12 protein-coding genes and 1 pseudogene are annotated in these 14,445 nt (G+C 71.8%); 6 read left to right on the top strand and 7 right to left on the bottom strand.

Annotated features, from left to right (window positions below; all coding sequences use genetic code 11):
- Positions 1–20 precede the first annotated feature (20 nt).
- Positions 21–206 (bottom strand): annotated as a pseudogene (locus ACFU3E_RS08395) (thiamine pyrophosphate-binding protein); the annotation flags it as partial.
- A 143-nt stretch (positions 207–349) separates the two neighbouring features.
- Here ACFU3E_RS08395 and ACFU3E_RS08390 point away from each other — a divergent pair.
- The gene (locus ACFU3E_RS08390) at positions 350–1,153 is read left to right on the top strand and encodes an endonuclease I family protein (protein WP_384154023.1); all 804 of its coding nucleotides are present in this window, start codon (positions 350–352) and stop codon (positions 1,151–1,153) included.
- 225 nt (positions 1,154–1,378) lie between these two features.
- On the opposite strand, the gene ACFU3E_RS08385 is transcribed toward ACFU3E_RS08390, so the two are convergent.
- From ACFU3E_RS08385 to speB, 3 genes are all read right to left on the bottom strand, one after another.
- A complete protein-coding gene (locus ACFU3E_RS08385) occupies positions 1,379–1,597 on the bottom strand; it encodes an AAA family ATPase (RefSeq protein WP_384153925.1) in 219 nt (72 codons plus the stop codon).
- 115 nt (positions 1,598–1,712) lie between these two features.
- Positions 1,713–3,404, bottom strand: coding sequence for a thiamine pyrophosphate-binding protein (locus ACFU3E_RS08380; RefSeq protein WP_384153923.1), 1,692 nt, complete (start codon positions 3,402–3,404; stop codon positions 1,713–1,715).
- Positions 3,401–4,381 (bottom strand): agmatinase, encoded by a 981-nt coding sequence (speB, locus tag ACFU3E_RS08375; RefSeq protein WP_384153921.1) that lies wholly within the window; start codon positions 4,379–4,381, stop codon positions 3,401–3,403. Before speB ends, ACFU3E_RS08380 begins: the two co-directional genes overlap by 4 nt.
- A gap of 246 nt (positions 4,382–4,627) precedes the next feature.
- Between speB and ACFU3E_RS08370 the strand changes: the two genes are divergently transcribed.
- On the top strand, positions 4,628–6,112 hold the full coding sequence (locus tag ACFU3E_RS08370) for a helix-turn-helix domain-containing protein (RefSeq protein ID WP_384153919.1): 1,485 nt from the start codon (positions 4,628–4,630) through the stop codon (positions 6,110–6,112).
- A 93-nt stretch (positions 6,113–6,205) separates the two neighbouring features.
- On the top strand, positions 6,206–6,997 hold the full coding sequence (locus tag ACFU3E_RS08365) for a phosphatase (protein WP_384153917.1): 792 nt from the start codon (positions 6,206–6,208) through the stop codon (positions 6,995–6,997).
- On the opposite strand, the gene ACFU3E_RS08360 is transcribed toward ACFU3E_RS08365, so the two are convergent.
- The 3 genes from ACFU3E_RS08360 to ACFU3E_RS08350 form a co-directional block, all read right to left on the bottom strand.
- Positions 6,987–7,877 (bottom strand): acyl-CoA thioesterase, encoded by an 891-nt coding sequence (locus ACFU3E_RS08360; RefSeq protein WP_384153915.1) that lies wholly within the window; start codon positions 7,875–7,877, stop codon positions 6,987–6,989. The two genes, ACFU3E_RS08365 and ACFU3E_RS08360, sit on opposite strands and share 11 nt — an antisense overlap.
- A 45-nt stretch (positions 7,878–7,922) precedes the next feature.
- Positions 7,923–9,080 (bottom strand): acyl-CoA dehydrogenase family protein, encoded by a 1,158-nt coding sequence (locus tag ACFU3E_RS08355; RefSeq protein ID WP_384153913.1) that lies wholly within the window; start codon positions 9,078–9,080, stop codon positions 7,923–7,925.
- A gap of 186 nt (positions 9,081–9,266) precedes the next feature.
- Positions 9,267–9,860 (bottom strand): TetR/AcrR family transcriptional regulator, encoded by a 594-nt coding sequence (locus tag ACFU3E_RS08350; RefSeq protein ID WP_384153911.1) that lies wholly within the window; start codon positions 9,858–9,860, stop codon positions 9,267–9,269.
- A gap of 87 nt (positions 9,861–9,947) precedes the next feature.
- Between ACFU3E_RS08350 and ACFU3E_RS08345 the strand changes: the two genes are divergently transcribed.
- Genes ACFU3E_RS08345 through ACFU3E_RS08335 form a run of 3 tightly spaced genes read left to right on the top strand, consistent with a single transcriptional unit; the run spans position 9,948 to position 14,442 of the window.
- A complete protein-coding gene (locus tag ACFU3E_RS08345) occupies positions 9,948–11,564 on the top strand; it encodes a carboxyl transferase domain-containing protein (protein WP_384153909.1) in 1,617 nt (538 codons plus the stop codon).
- A 14-nt stretch (positions 11,565–11,578) separates the two neighbouring features.
- Entirely contained in the window at positions 11,579–13,495 is a 1,917-nt protein-coding gene (locus ACFU3E_RS08340) for a biotin carboxylase N-terminal domain-containing protein (protein WP_384153907.1), read from the top strand.
- Complete coding sequence (locus ACFU3E_RS08335) at positions 13,492–14,442, top strand: hydroxymethylglutaryl-CoA lyase (RefSeq protein ID WP_384153905.1); 951 nt, start codon at positions 13,492–13,494, stop codon at positions 14,440–14,442. The genes ACFU3E_RS08340 and ACFU3E_RS08335 overlap by 4 nt, the downstream gene beginning before the upstream one ends.
- Positions 14,443–14,445 lie beyond the last annotated feature (3 nt).

Here is a 14,445-nt window from a genome sequence, read left to right as displayed (position 1 = left end):
TTTCGGGCCGCCCCTCGGCCCAGGCGCGTCGGCGCGAACATCCGCAGCACGGCCGGGAGCAGGACCATCGAGGGCACGGGCACCTGGAGCGCCTTGGCGAGGTCCTGCTCCAGGTCTCCCGGGGTGGTCCGGGCCCCCGGAACGCCGAACGACTCCGCCGGCGCCACGCAGTCGGGCCGGGTCAGTACCGTCGCGATCGCCTCGCCGCGTCAACTCGCGTAGAACTCGACCGACTTGCCGGTTTCCGTCACCTGATTGCCATGTCACATTCATTTACACGGCCGCATGTCCATGTCACTCTCCCGATTGCCGCCTCCCGATCAACCCGCGTAGATGGGACCCCCACATGCTGGCGACAACACGGATACGCCGATGGAAGCCGGTGGCGCTGGCCACCGCCGCCGCCCTGGCCGGCCTCACCGCGTCCACCCTGACCGCTACCCCGGCCGCGGCCACGACGACCGCGTACGACACGACGTACTACGAGAACGCGGTCGGCAAGACGGGCACCAGCCTCAAGTCCTCCCTGCACACCATCATCAGCGACCAGACCAAGCTGTCGTACTCGGCGGTCTGGAACGCCCTGAAGGTCACCGACCAGGACCCGCGCAACAGCAACAACGTCATCCTGCTGTACTCGGGCATCTCGCGGAGCAAGTCCCTCAACGGCGGGGACACCGGCGACTGGAACCGCGAGCACGTGTGGGCCAAGTCCCACGGCGGCTTCGGCACCTCCACCGGCCCCGGCACCGACATCCACCACCTGCGCCCGTCGGACGTCCGGGTCAACTCGATACGGGGCAACAAGGACTTCGACAACGGCGGCAGCGGCTTCACCGACAGCGGCGGCAGCCTCACCGACTCCGACTCCTTCGAGCCCCGCGACGCCGTCAAGGGCGACGTGGCCCGCATGATCTTCTACATGGCGGTCCGCTACGAGGGCGGCGACGGCTGGGCCGACCTGGAGGTCAACGGCCAGGTCGGCAACGGCAGCAATCCCTACATGGGCAAGCTCTCCGTGCTCAAGGCCTGGCACCAGGAGGACCCGCCGGACGCCTTCGAGCAGCGCCGCAACGACGTCATCCACGACTCCTACCAGCACAACCGCAACCCGTTCATCGACCACCCGGAGTGGGTCGAGGCGATCTGGTAGCGACTACTGCGACTGAACTCCCTTTCCTGAAGGGAGTTCAGCCAGGCCTACCGAACATCGGGCAGCGCGTTCCGCGGCAGCCACCAGAAGTCCTCCCGGTGCCCGGACACGGAGAGACCTCATGGCCCGGCCGGGGCCATACCGAAGTCAGCTCGTGATCACGGCCGAGAGGGGTCAGTGCGTATCGGTGTGCAGCGCCTTCTCCACGAAGTCGTGCACGTCTGTTTACGGGTCCCTGTCCCACTTGTGCACATGGTCGACCTCGAAGAAGGAGGGTCCGCTCCCGCTCTTGGGGTCCGGGGAGAAGACCTGGCGCGGGATGCCGTCGTAAGAGGCAAGATGCGCGTAGGAGTTGAGGACCGCCTTGCGCATGCCGGTCATCGCGGTCAGCACGTTGGACTTGCCGGAGGCGTTGGCCCCGAAGATGCCGATCAGCGGGAGCACGGAGAGGGATCCGCCGCCCGCGAGATCCACCGGGTTCGCCGATGCGTCCTGTCCGTCGCCGGGCGCGACGAAGGACAGCTCCCGTGAAGGACGTCGCGCCCAGCCGATCGGATGATCAGTCCGAGCCCAGGTGGGTGGGTGCGAACATCCGCAGCACGACCGGGAGGACGACCACGCGCGGGCCTGGCGCGGCGAACGCGGCGGCCAGGTCCTTCTCCAGTGTCTCCGGGGTCGTCCGGACCCCCGGAACGCCGAACGACTCCGCCAGCGCCACGAAGTCCGGCCGGGGCAGTTCCGTCCCGGTCGCCTCGCCGAACGCGTCGTTCATGTACTCGCGCAGGATGCCGTAGCCGCCGTCGTCGACGATCAGCCAGGTCACGTCCAGGCCGTACTGGCGGGCCGTCGCCAGCTCGGCGATCGAGTACAGGGCCCCGCCGTCGCCGGAGACGGCGAGCACCGGCCGGGTCGGATCGGCCGCCGCAGCGCCGAGTGCCGCCGGGAAGGCGTAGCCGAGGCCGCCCGCGCCCTGCGCGGAGTGCATGTGGTTGGGACCCTTGGCGTCGAAGGCCGACCAGGCCCAGTACGCCAGGATCGTCATGTCCCAGAAGGACGGGGAGTCGGCCGGGAGCGCCGTACGGACGGACGCCAGCACATCCTGCTCCAGGGTGAGTTCCTGGGCGGCGATGCGGTCGGCGACCTTCGCCAGCAGGTCCCGGACCCGGTCCGCCGCCGTAGCGTCCTCGCGCGGCGACACCGTCTCCAGCAGCGCCTGCAACGCCAGCCGCGCGTCCGCGTGGATGCCCAGCGCCGGGTGGTTGGACTCCAGCTTGCCGAGGTCGGCCTCGATCTGGACGACCCGGCCGCGTGGTTTGAACGTGTGGTAGTTCGAGGAGAGTTCGCCCAGGCCCGAGCCGACGACCAGGAGGACGTCGGCGTCCTCCAGGAAGTCCGTGGTGTGCCGGTCCTCGATCCAGGACTGGAGCGACAGCGGGTGCGTCCAGGGGAACGCGCCCTTGCCGCCGGGCGTGGTGACGACCGGCGCCTGGAGCCTGACCGCCAGCTGCTTCAGCTTGCCGGAGGCGTCCGCCCGGACCACTCCCCCACCCGCGATGATCGCCGGGCGGGCCGCCTTCGACAGCAGGTCGGCGGCCACGGCGGTCAGTTCGGGGCGCGGCGGCAGCTCCTCGGGGAAGGCGTCGCCACCCGTGACGACCGGGATGGCCGTCTCGGCGAGCAGGACGTCCTGCGGGATCTCCACCCACACCGGTCCGTGCGGGGCGGTCAGCGCCGATGTCCAGGCCGCCTCGATCGCGGAGGGGATCTGGGACTGGGTGCGGACGGTGTGGACGGACTTGACCACGCCCCGGAACGAGGCGGCCTGGTCCGGGAGTTCGTGGAGGTAGCCGCGCCGGCCGCCGCCGAGCCCGGCCGTCGGGACCTGGCTGCTGATCGCCAGCACGGGCGCGGAGGCGGCTGCCGCTTCCTGGAGGGCGGCCAGGGAGGTCAGGGCACCCGGCCCCGTCGACAGCAGCAGCGGCGCGGCCTCACCGGTGATCCGGCCGTACGCGTCCGCCGCGAATCCGGCGTTGTTCTCCACCCGCAGGCCGATGTACCTGAGGTCCGAGCGGCGCAGCGCGTCGAACATGCCGAGGGCGTGCTGGCCGGGCAGGCCGAAGACGGTCGTCGCGCCGAGCCCGGCCAGCGTCTCCACGACGAGGTCTCCGCCGTTGCGGCCGGGAGGAGGGTTCAGGGCGGCCTCCGTCTGGGCGGGCGTGGGGCGGAGCACCAGGTCGTGGTCGTGTGTCACTTCGCTTCCGAGTCCTTCCGGGCCGCGGCGATCTGGCGGGACATGATCGTGGTCAGTTCGTACGCGGTGTGGGAGGCCGCCACCGACGTGATCTCCGCGTGGTCGTACGCGGGGGCCACCTCGACGACATCGGCCGACACCAGGTTGCAGGATGCCAGGCCGCGCAGGATCTCCAGCAGTTCGCGCGAGGTCATGCCGCCGGCCTCGGGAGTGCCGGTGCCGGGGGCGTGGGCCGGGTCGAGGCAGTCGATGTCGATGGAGATGTACAGCGGCCGGTCGCCGATGCGCTGGCGGAGCTGGTCGGCGACCTCGTCGGCACCGCGCCGGTAGACGTCGGCCGAGGTGACGATGCCGAAGCCCATCTTCTCGTCGTCGGTCAGGTCCTGCTTGCCGTAGAGCGGGCCGCGGGTGCCGACGTGGGACAGGGCGGAGGTGTCGAGGATGCCCTCCTCGACCGCGCGGCGGAACGGGGTGCCGTGCGTGTACTCGGCGCCGAAGTAGGTGTCCCAGGTGTCGAGGTGGGCGTCGAAGTGCAGCAGGGCCACCGGGCCGTGCTTCTTCGCCACCGACCGCAGCAGCGGCAGCGCGATGGTGTGGTCGCCGCCGAGGGTCATCAGGCGGGCGCCGGTGCCGAGCAGGTCGTCCGCGGCGGCCTCGACGGTCTCGACGGCCTCGTTGATGTCGAACGGGTTCACCGCGATGTCGCCGCCGTCCGCGACCTGGGCGAGAGCGAAGGGCGAGGCGTCCTGCGCCGGGTTGTACGGGCGCAGCAGCCGGGACGCCTCACGGATCGCGTTGCCGCCGAAGCGGGCGCCCGGCCGGTACGAGACACCCGAGTCGAACGGCACGCCCACCACGGCGACATCGGCCCGGCCGACCTCGTCCAGCCGGGGCAGCCGGGCGAAGGTCGCGGGACCGGCGTACCGCGGGATGCGGGAGGAGTCGACGGGCCCGCGCGGAGTCTCGTTGCTGCTCATGGGGAAATGCCTTCTTTCCTACGCTTCATCGCGTATGCACTGCTTGTTCTACGACTCTACTGGGGAGCCGCGACCGGTTCGTACACGAGTTCGGGAGACTGCCCGGGCCGTGGTCGACGACCCCGGGGCCTCCATCGGTCGGTGTCGCCGACGGGTGACGAGGACTGACCTTAGGTGGCCGCAAAGCGACTGCGAAGTGTACGTTTCATCCATTCGAGCCGGTACGGGATGGAGGGAACGCACACCATGCCGGACCCGGTGGTCCCGCCCACCCCACCCGTGCCGCTGACCGCGCTGCTGGCCCGCGAGGACCTGGCGCTGCGGCAGATCGCGGGGCCGTCCGCCGAGGGCGTCGTCGTCCACTGGGTGCACACCTCGGAGATGGCGGACCCGTATCCGTATCTGCTGGGCGGGGAACTGCTGCTCAGCGCCGGCGTGCACATCCCGGAGGCGGCGGGCTCGGGCACCGCGTACTTCGACGACTACGTCGCCCGGATCGTCGCGGCGGGCGGGGCGGCCCTCGGCTTCGGGGTGGCGCCGGTGCACGACACGGTGCCGCATGCGCTGGCCGCGGCCTGTGCGGCGCACGGCCTGCCGCTGCTGGAGGTGCCGCCCCGGACCACCTTCTCGGGTGTGGCCCGCGCGGTCTGGCAGCTGATGGCCCGGGCCCGCCTGGCCGAACTCCGCCGCGTGAGCGAGGCCCAGCAGAGCCTCGCCGCCGCCGCGTCCCGCCCCGACCCGGTCCCCTCGGTGCTCCGGCAGCTGGCGCAGCGGCTGGGCGGGTGGGCGGTGCTGTACGGGCCGGAGGGGGCGGAGATCGCGGAGGCGGGGCGCCCGCCCGGGGACGAGATGCGGGGGGCGCTGACGCGGCTGGCGGAGGTCGTACGGCCGGCCGACGACCGGCGTGAGCGCCCCGCACCCGCCTCCGCCACCGACACCGTCGCCGACACCCACCTCGCCTCCTACACCCTGAGTGCCGGCCACGGTTTCGTCCTCGGGGTCGCCACCCCGCAGCGGGCCCCCGGCGACCACACCGTCGCCTCCGTCGGAGCCGTGCTGCTGTCGCTGCTCACCGGCGAGCAGCAGACCGGTTCGGGTGCGGCCCGGTCCTCCGCGCTGGTGCGGCTGCTGCTGGGCGCGCCACCCGAGGAGGTCTCGTCGCTGCTCGGCGACGGGCCGTGGATCATCGTCCACGCCCGGCCGGAGGGGGACGTGGCCCCCGACGCCGTCGCGGCCTCCGCGCTGGGCGCCGCGCTCGGATCCGCACTGGTCGACCCGGCGGGCGACGTCGTACGGGTCCTGGTCCCGGCCGACCGGGCACCGGCCGCCCCGCCCCCCGGCTGGACCCTGGGCGTCAGCGCCGCCGTCGCCCCGCCCGACTGGCCCGCCGCCGACACCCAGGCCGCCCGCGCCCTGGCCCGGGCCCGCGCCACCCGCGCCCCGCTGCTGAGGCACAGGGCACGCCCCGCCCTCGCCGACCTGGTCCCGCCCGGCGAGGCGACGGCTCACGCCCGCGCCCTCCTCGCCCCCGTCACGGCCCGGCCCGCGCTCACCGAAACCCTGCGCACCTGGCTCTCCCTGCACGGCAGCTGGGACCGCACGGCCGTCGCCCTGTCCGTGCACCGCAACACCGTGCGGCAGCGCATCGCCCGCTGCGCGACGCTGCTGGAGACGGACCTGGACGACCCGGACGTACGGATGGAGCTGTGGTTCGCGCTGCGGCACATCTGAGTACGTGAGCGGTGCATCTCTGAGTACGTGACGCACATCCCAGCGTTCGATACGCCAGGGACGCCCACAGTCGGCTGCCTCACAATGGATGCCATGCCGATATCCGGGACACCCAGCCGCGCCGAACTCGTCGAGCACCTCGTCAGGACGCGCATCGCGGGCGACGTCGCCACCCCCCGCGAGAACAACCTCTCCCACTACCGCAAGCTGGCGAACAGCGACCGTCACTACTGGCTCGGCCTGGAACTCGGCGACCGCTGGAGCGACGAGCAGGACGTCCTCGCGGTGATGGCGGAGCGGGTCGGTGTGAACGACGACCCCGAATACCGGTACGGCCAGGACACCATCGACCCGGAGCTGACCGTCGACGGCCTGGAGCGGATGGCCGGGCGGCTGCGCAAGGCGGCGGACGGGCAGCAGCGCGTCCTCTTCGCCACCGGCCACCCCGGCGGCCTCCTCGACGTCCACCGCGCGACCGCGACCGCGCTGCGCGCGGCCGGCTGCGAGATCGTCGTCATCCCGGACGGGCTGACGACCGAGGAGGGCTACGTCATGCAGTTCGCGGACGTGGCGGTGCTGGAGCACGGCGCCACCCTGTGGCACACCCACTCGGGCGAACCGATGAAGGCGATCCTGAAGGGCCTGGAGCGCGAGGGCCGCCCGCTGCCCGACCTGGTCGTCGCCGACCACGGCTGGGCGGGCTACGCGGGGCAGCACGGCGTCGACTCCGTCGGCTATGCCGACTGCAACGACCCGGCCCTCTTCATCGCCGAGGCCGAGGGCACCGTGCAGGTGACGGTGCCCCTCGACGACCACGTGATCAGCCCCCGCCACTACGACCCGATGACGGCGTACCTGCTCGCGGAGGCGGGCCTCAGCCAGTGACCGGCTCGCGCGGGACGCGGACCACGCCCTCCTGGATCACGGTGACGGCCAGCCGCCCGTCCTGCGTGTAGATACGGGCCTGCCCCAGTCCCCGGCCGCCGTGTGCGGACGGGGACTCCTGGTCGTACAGCAGCCACTCGTCGGCGCGGAACGGCCGGTGGAACCACATCGCGTGGTCGAGCGAGGCCCCTACGACGTCCCCGACGGCCCAGCCGCCGCGCCCGTGCGCGAGCAGCACCGAGTCGAGCAGCGTCATGTCGGAGACGTAGGTGGCGAGGACGACGTGCAGCAGCGGTTCGTCGACCGCGCCGCCCAGCTTTCCGTTCGTCCGGAACCACACCTGGGAGTGCGGCTCGCGCGGCTCACCGAACCTGCCGTACGGCGGCTCGTCGGCGTACCTCAGATCGACGGCGGCGCGTGCCTCGAGGAACTTCTCCACCACGGCGGAGTCGATGTGCCCGTACCCGCGCAGTCGCTCCTCGCCGGTCGGGAGGGTCGCGGGGTCGGGCGCGGCGGGCATCGGCTCCTGGTGATCCAGCCCGTCCTCGTACGTCTGGAACGACGCCGAGAGGTGGAAGATCGGCTTGCCGTGCTGGACGGCGACCACCCTGCGGGTGGTGAAGGAGCGGCCGTCGCGGATCCGGTCGACGGTGTAGACGATGGGCGCGCCGGGGTCGCCGGGGCGCAGGAAGTACGCGTGCAGCGAGTGCGCGGGCCGGTCCTCGGGGACCGTGCGGCCGGCGGCGACGAGCGCCTGGGCCGCGACCTGCCCGCCGAAGACCCGGGGGACGACGGCGGACCGGGACCGGCCGCGGAAGATGTCCTCCTCGATCTGCTCGAGGTCGAGCAGATCGAGGAGGTCCTGAAGTGCCTGGCTCATGGGGTAGTTGTATCGGCCAGTGATCGCCTGCCGGTGTCGGGGGCCTTACAGCCCCATGTCCTTCGCGATGATCGACTTCATGATCTCGCTGGTGCCGCCGTAGATGCGGTTGACGCGGTTGTCCGCGTACAGGCGGGCGATCGGGTACTCGTTCATGTAGCCGTAGCCGCCGTGCAGCTGGAGGCAGCGGTCGATGACGCGGTGGGCGACCTCGGTGCAGAACAGCTTCGCGGAGGCGGCCTCGGCGGGGGTGAGTTCACCGGCGTCCAGGGCCTCGGTCGCGCGGTCGGCGACGGCCTCGGCGGCGTCCACCTCGGCCTGGCAGGCGGCCAGCTCGAACTTGGTGTTCTGGAAGTGCGCGACGGGCTTGCCGAAGACGGTGCGCTCCTGCACGTACTGCTTGGCGAACCGGACGGCGGCCTTGGCCTGGGCGTAGGCGCCGAAGGCGATGCCCCAGCGCTCGGAGGCCAGGTTGTGGCCGAGGTAGTAGAAGCCCTTGTTCTCCTCGCCGAGGAGGTCCTCGACGGGCACCTTGACGTCGACGAACGCCAGCTCGGCGGTGTCGGAGGTCTTCAGGCCGAGCTTGTCGAGCTTGCGGCCGACGGAGTAGCCCTCGGACTTGGTGTCCACGGCGAAGAGGGAGATGCCGTGGCGGCGGTCCTCGGCGGTCGGGGCGGCGGTGCGGGCGCAGACGATCACGCGGTCGGCGTGCACACCGCCGGTGATGAAGGTCTTGGCGCCGTTGAGGACGTAGTGCGTGCCGTCCTCGGAGAGCTTGGCGGTGGACTTCATGCCCGCGAGGTCGGAACCGGTGCCCGGCTCCGTCATCGCGATGGCCCACATCTCCTCGCCGGAGACGAACTTGGGCAGGAACCGCTTCTTCTGCTCGTCGGTGGCGAGCATCTTGATGTACGGCAGGGCGAGCAGCACGTGCACGCCGGAGCCGCCGAACTGGACGCCGGCACGAGCGGTCTCCTCGTAGAGGACGGCCTCGAACTTGTGGCTCTCCAGGCCCGCGCCACCGAACTCCTCGGGCACGTTGATCCCGAAGATACCCAGCTCACCGAGCTTGTAGTAGAAGTCGCGGGGCGCCTGGCCCGCCGCGAACCACTCGTCGTACACGGGTACGACCTCGGCCTCGATGAAGGCGCGAAGGGTCTCCCGGAACGCCTCGTGATCCTCGTTGAACACCGTACGGCGCACGCCGCCACCTCCACGACTTCGCATGTCTAAGCGCTTGCTCAGCCAAAGGTACCGGCGAGTATCGAGACGCGTCCAGGGTGGCGACGGGGTAGGCGGGGTAACGCTCGTCACGCCGCGCGCCCCACGCCTGTCCGGGTCCGGCGAGTCCGGCCCCCTCGGGCGGGTGGGCGGGTGGGCGGAGGGTCGCTAGAGCTCCGCCGCCGCGAACGCCCCCCGGGCCATCCGGTGCAGCAGTTCCGCCGTAGCCCCCCGGCCGGGCAGCGACCCGGCCCTGCCCAGATGCGGCGTCGAGTTCAGCAACCCGAACACCGAGTGAACGGCCGACCGGGCCGCAGGTTCATCCAGCCCCGGGTACACCTCCCGCACCACCCCGACCCACAACTCCACGTACTGCCGCTGCAGCTGCCGCACCATCTTCCGGTCGGTGTCCCGGAGGCGGTCCAGCTCCCGGTCGTGCAGGGTGATCAGAGGCCGGTCATCGAGCGCGAAGTCGATATGCCCCTCGATCAGCGAGTCGAGGACCACCTCCGCCCCACCCCCGTCCGCCTCCGCCAGCCTCCGCTTCGCCCCGGTCAGCAACTGCCCGCTGATCCCCACCAGCAGCTCCGCGAGCATCGCGTCCTTGCCCGCGAAGTGCCGGTACAGCCCGGGCCCGCTGATCCCGACCGCGGCACCTATCTCGTCGACTCCGACCCCATGGAAGCCCCGCTCGGCGAACAGCCGCGCGGCCTCCTTGAGGATCTGCTCACGGCGGGTGGGGGCGTCGGTTCTGGTGGCCATGAAAACAATTCTAGACAGGGAGGTTAGCGGTCGTTAACCTGAAGGAAATGCGTTAACGCTCATTAACAAGGTGAGGGGACCCGCAGGATGCACGAGGCACCGGAGCTCACGAGCGCGGCAGACCCCGCGTCGGACGCCTTTCGGGCCAACGAGGAGGCGCACCACACCCTCGCCGGGGAGCTGCGCACCAAGCTCGCCGCGGCCGCGCAGGGCGGCGGCGAGAAGGCCCGCGCCCGCCACACCGCGCGCGGCAAGCTGCTCCCCCGCGACCGCGTGGACACGCTCCTCGACCCGGGCTCGCCGTTCCTGGAGCTGGCACCGCTCGCGGCCGACGGGATGTACGAGGGACAGGCCCCGGCCGCCGGCGTCATCGCCGGCATCGGCCGGGTCAGCGGCCGCGAGTGCGTGGTCATCGCCAACGATGCCACGGTCAAGGGCGGCACCTACTACCCGATGACGGTGAAGAAGCACCTCCGCGCCCAGGAGGTCGCCCTCGACAACCGCCTCCCCTGTGTCTACCTGGTGGACTCCGGCGGCGCCTTCCTCCCCATGCAGGACGAGGTCTTCCCGGACCGCGACCACTTCGGCCGCATCTTCTACAACCAAGCCCGCATGTCCGGCGCCGGCATCCCCCAGATCGCCGCCGTCCTCGGCTCCTGCACGGCCGGCGGGGCGTACGTCCCGGCGATGAGCGACGAGGCGGTGATCGTCCGCAACCAGGGCACGATCTTCCTGGGCGGCCCGCCCCTGGTGAAGGCGGCCACCGGCGAGGTCGTCACGGCGGAGGAGCTCGGCGGCGGCGAGGTCCACTCCCGCGTCTCGGGGGTCACCGACCACCTCGCGGAGAACGACGCCCATGCCCTGCGCATCGTCCGCACCATCGTCTCCACCCTCCCCGCGCGCGGGGAGCTCCCCTGGGAGGTCACGGAGGCGACGGAACCCAAGGTCGACCCGCACGGCCTCTACGGCGCGGTCCCGGTCGACTCCCGCACCCCCTACGACGTACGCGAGGTCATCGCCCGGGTCGTCGACGGCTCCCGCTTCGCCGAGTTCAAGTCCGAGTTCGGCCAGACCCTGGTCACGGGCTTCGCCCGGATCCACGGCCACCCGGTGGGCATCGTCGCCAACAACGGCATCCTGTTCTCCGAGTCCGCCCAGAAGGGCGCCCACTTCATCGAGCTGTGCGACCAGCGCGGCATCCCTCTGGTGTTCCTGCAGAACATCTCGGGCTTCATGGTCGGCAAGGACTACGAGGCGGGCGGCATCGCCAAGCACGGCGCCAAGATGGTCACGGCCGTGGCCTGCACGCGCGTACCGAAGCTGACGGTCGTGGTCGGCGGCTCGTACGGCGCGGGCAACTACTCCATGTGCGGCCGGGCGTACTCCCCCCGCTTCCTGTGGATGTGGCCGAACGCCAAGATCTCGGTGATGGGCGGCGAGCAGGCCGCCTCGGTCCTCGCGACCGTCAAGCGCGACCAGCTGGAGGCCCGCGGCGAGTCCTGGCCGGCGGAGGACGAGGACGCCTTCAAGGCCCCGGTCCGCGCCCAGTACGAGCGCCAGGGCAACGCCTACTACGCCTCGGCCCGCCTCTGGGACGACGGTGTGATCGACCCGCTGGACACCCGTCAGGTCCTGGGCCTGGCCCTGACCGCGTGCGCCAACGCGCCCCTGGGTGACCCCCAGTTCGGCGTCTTCCGGATGTGAGGGGACGGACGACGATGTTCGAGACAGTACTGGTGGCCAACCGCGGCGAGATCGCCGTACGGGTGATCCGTACGCTGCGGTCGATGGGCGTGCGCTCGGTGGCGGTCTTCTCCGACGCGGACGCCGACGCCCGGCACGTCCGCGAGGCCGACACGGCGGTCCGGATCGGCCCGGCTCCCGCGTCGATGAGCTATCTGTCGGTGGAGCGCCTGCTGGAGGCGGCGGCCCGTACGGGCGCGCAGGCCGTCCACCCGGGCTACGGCTTCCTCGCGGAGAACGCCGCCTTCGCGCGCGCGTGCGCCGAGGCGGGCCTGGTCTTCATCGGCCCTCCGGCGGACGCGATCGCGCTGATGGGCGACAAGATCCGCGCCAAGGAGACGGTCCAGGGGGCCGGGGTCCCGGTCGTGCCCGGCGGGCGCGACCCGGATCTGGCCGATGCGGCCCGCGAGCTGGGCGCGCCCGTACTGCTGAAGCCCAGTGCGGGCGGCGGCGGCAAGGGCATGCGCCTGGTGCGGGACCTGACCCGGCTGGAGGACGAGATCGCCTCGGCCCGCCGCGAGGCCCGGGCCTCCTTCGGCGACGACACGCTCCTCGTGGAGCGCTGGATCGACCGCCCCCGCCACATCGAGATCCAGGTCCTGGCCGACGGCCATGGGAACGTGGTCCATCTCGGGGAGCGCGAGTGCTCCCTCCAGCGCCGCCACCAGAAGATCATCGAGGAGGCGCCGAGCGTCCTCCTCGACGAGGAGACCCGGTCCGCGATGGGCGAGGCGGCGGTCCAGGCGGCCCGCTCCTGCGGCTACCGGGGCGCGGGCACGGTGGAGTTCATCGTCCCCGGCAACGACCCGTCGTCGTACTACTTCATGGAGATGAACACCCGCCTCCAGGTGGAGCACCCGGTCACGGAGCTGATCACCGGGCTGGACCTGGTGGAGTGGCAGCTGCGGGTGGCGGCCGGGGAGCCCCTGGCCTTCGCCCAGGAGGACGTACGGCTGACCGGGCACGCGGTGGAGGCCCGCATCTGCGCCGAGGACCCGGCCCGCGGCTTCCTCCCCTCCGGCGGCACCGTACTGAGGCTGCGTGAGCCGCAGGGCGACGGCGTCCGCACCGACTCGGGCCTCACCGAGGGCACGGAGGTCGGCAGCCTCTACGACCCGATGCTCTCCAAGGTCATCGCGTACGGTCCCGACCGTGCGACCGCCCTGCGCAAACTCCGCGCCGCCCTGGCGGAGACGGTCACGCTCGGCGTGCACACGAACGCCGGGTTCCTGCGCCGGCTGCTCGCCCACCCTGCCGTGGTCTCCGGCGACATGGACACCGGCCTGGTCGAGCGGGAGGTCGAGGGACTGGTCCCCACGGACGTACCCGAGGAGGTGTACGAGGCGGCGGCGGCCGTACGCCTTCAGGCCCTGAAGCCGGAGCCGGGCGGCTGGACGGACCCCTTCTCGGTACCGAGCGGCTGGCGCCTGGGCGGCGAGCCGAAGCCGGCCGCCTTCCACCTACGGGTGCAGGAGGCCCTGGAGTACACCCCGCGCGGCACGGCCACGGTCACCGGCGACCGGGTCGCGGTGACGCTGGACGGCGTCCGCCACACCTTCCATCGCGCCGCCGACTGGCTCGGCCGCGACGGCGACGCCTGGCACGTCCGCGACCACGACCCGGTCGCCGCGTCCCTGACCCGGTCGGCGCACGCGGGCGCCGAATCCCTCACCGCGCCGATGCCCGGCACGGTGACGGTGGTGAAGGTCGCCGTCGGCGACGAGGTGAGCGCCGGTCAGAGCCTGCTGGTGGTGGAGGCGATGAAGATGGAGCACGTCATCTCCGCGCCGCACGCCGGCAAGGTCGCCGAGCTGGACGTGGCACCCGGCTCCACGGTCGCCATGGACCAGGTGCTGGCGGTCATCGCACCACACGAGGAGGCGGCGGAATGACAGTCCCAGGGCTCCCGATGACGGTCCCGAGCAGGGACCTGCCCACCCGCGTCCGCATCCACGAGGTCGGAGCGCGCGACGGGCTGCAGAACGAGAAGGCGACGGTCCCCACGGAGGTCAAGGCGGCGTTCATCCGCCGCCTGGCCGACGCGGGCCTGACCACGATCGAGGCCACGAGCTTCGTCCACCCGAAGTGGGTCCCCCAACTGGCGGACGCGGAAGCGCTGTTCCCGATGGTCGGCGATCTCCCGGTGGCCCTTCCCGTCCTGGTCCCGAACGAACGCGGCCTGGACCGCGCCCTGGCACTCGGCGCCCGTCGGGTGGCGGTCTTCGCCAGCGCCACGGAGTCCTTCGCCAAGGCCAACCTCAACCGCACGGTGGACGAGGCACTGGCGATGTTCGAGCCGGTGGTGACACGGGCGAAGGCCGAAGACGTCCACGTCCGCGGCTACCTCTCCATGTGCTTCGGCGACCCGTGGGAGGGCGCGGTCCCGATCCCCCAGGTGGTGAAGGTCTGCCGGGCCCTGCTGGACGTGGGCTGCGACGAACTCAGCCTGGGCGACACGATCGGCGTGGCGACCCCGGGCCACGTCGTCGCGCTCCTCGCCGCTTTGGACGAGGCGGGCGTCCCGCTCACCGCCCTCGGCGTCCACTTCCACGACACCTACGGCCAGGCCCTCGCCAACACGCTCGCGGCGCTCCAGCAGGGCGTCACCACGGTCGACGCCTCGGCGGGCGGCCTGGGCGGCTGCCCGTACGCGAAGTCGGCGACCGGCAACCTCGCCACCGAAGACCTCGTGTGGATGCTGCGGGGCCTCGGCATCGACACCGGAATCGACCTCGGCCGCCTCGTCGCCACGAGCACGTGGATGGCCGCCCACCTGGGCCGACCCAGCCCGTCCCGCACCGTCCGAGCCCTGTCCCACGAGGACACCGAGGAGCACTGATCA

The sequence above is a fragment of the Streptomyces sp. NPDC057424 genome (assembly GCF_042803315.1).
Taxonomy (GTDB): Bacteria; Actinomycetota; Actinomycetes; order Streptomycetales; family Streptomycetaceae; genus Streptomyces.
This window is presented reverse-complemented; position numbering and strand designations above follow the sequence as displayed.

Coding starts and splice junctions, on each gene's coding strand:
- ACFU3E_RS08360 (WP_384153915.1), bottom strand. CDS start 7,877: ATGAGCCAGGCACTTCAGGACCTCCTCGATCTGCTCGACCTCGAGCAG.
- ACFU3E_RS08370 (WP_384153919.1), top strand. CDS start 4,628: ATGCCGGACCCGGTGGTCCCGCCCACCCCACCCGTGCCGCTGACCGCG.
- ACFU3E_RS08345 (WP_384153909.1), top strand. CDS start 9,948: ATGCACGAGGCACCGGAGCTCACGAGCGCGGCAGACCCCGCGTCGGAC.
- speB (WP_384153921.1), bottom strand. CDS start 4,381: ATGAGCAGCAACGAGACTCCGCGCGGGCCCGTCGACTCCTCCCGCATC.
- ACFU3E_RS08365 (WP_384153917.1), top strand. CDS start 6,206: ATGCCGATATCCGGGACACCCAGCCGCGCCGAACTCGTCGAGCACCTC.
- ACFU3E_RS08340 (WP_384153907.1), top strand. CDS start 11,579: ATGTTCGAGACAGTACTGGTGGCCAACCGCGGCGAGATCGCCGTACGG.
- ACFU3E_RS08350 (WP_384153911.1), bottom strand. CDS start 9,860: ATGGCCACCAGAACCGACGCCCCCACCCGCCGTGAGCAGATCCTCAAG.
- ACFU3E_RS08335 (WP_384153905.1), top strand. CDS start 13,492: ATGACAGTCCCAGGGCTCCCGATGACGGTCCCGAGCAGGGACCTGCCC.